Origin of the sequence: Rahnella perminowiae (assembly GCF_019049755.1) — a bacterium.
In the GTDB taxonomy this organism is placed as follows: Bacteria; Pseudomonadota; Gammaproteobacteria; order Enterobacterales; family Enterobacteriaceae; genus Rahnella; species Rahnella perminowiae.
In genome coordinates, this window is the sequence record NZ_JAFMOS010000100.1 from 1 (window position 1) to 688 (window position 688).

A 688-nucleotide genomic window follows, 5' to 3' on the forward strand; every position below is an offset into this window, starting at 1 on the left:
GGATATTAAAAGATTGGTGATAATTATGGTGCCTGCTTTTTTAGCGCAGGGATTTTACCTGATTATGGCTTCCACCTGTTTTTTTTATGGCAAGAATAAAGCAATTTCCTATTGTACTTTCACCGGAGGACTCGTTCATTGCGTTATATTGTATTTGGTTTGTAAGTTTATGAATGTATTCTGTGTGCCATGGGTGCTGTTTTTCTCGAACAGTTTTGTCGCTTTTCTGATGTATATAACTGTCTTCAGGACTGTATTAAGCCAGGACCGGCGAGGAAAAAGTGAACATTGATTTAAAACGTGGCGTTATGTATCTTTTTTTAATGATGGCCATTTCAGTATGCATAGTTAATCTTATTGTGAATGCACGTATTGCGGTAGGGGCGGTGATCTTTACCCTGACTGCATTGAGCATACCTGTCATGACCATTCCGGGAGCCCGTTATAATTTTTTTATCATCTCGGCACTGCTGTTCTCCGCCGGCTATACGTTTTATTGTGTTAATGCTTTTGATATATTCCCCGGAATAGATGCTGTCCGCTATTATCAATTTTTGATGTCAAATAACTCGCTTGGTGAAATACTCTCCGGTGCGGTAGAGAGAGTGATTAAAGTGCATGAAAGCGGAGAGACTGACGGACCGGGTTCCTTTTTTATCTTTGGGTTGCCCGTTCATTTATTTTATAA

At 39.8% G+C, this 688-nt stretch carries 1 pseudogene; it reads left to right on the forward strand.

The features are described 5' to 3' along the window. Positions 1-281: 281 nt before the first annotated feature. Positions 282-688 (forward strand): annotated as a pseudogene (locus J1785_RS00525) (hypothetical protein); the annotation flags it as partial.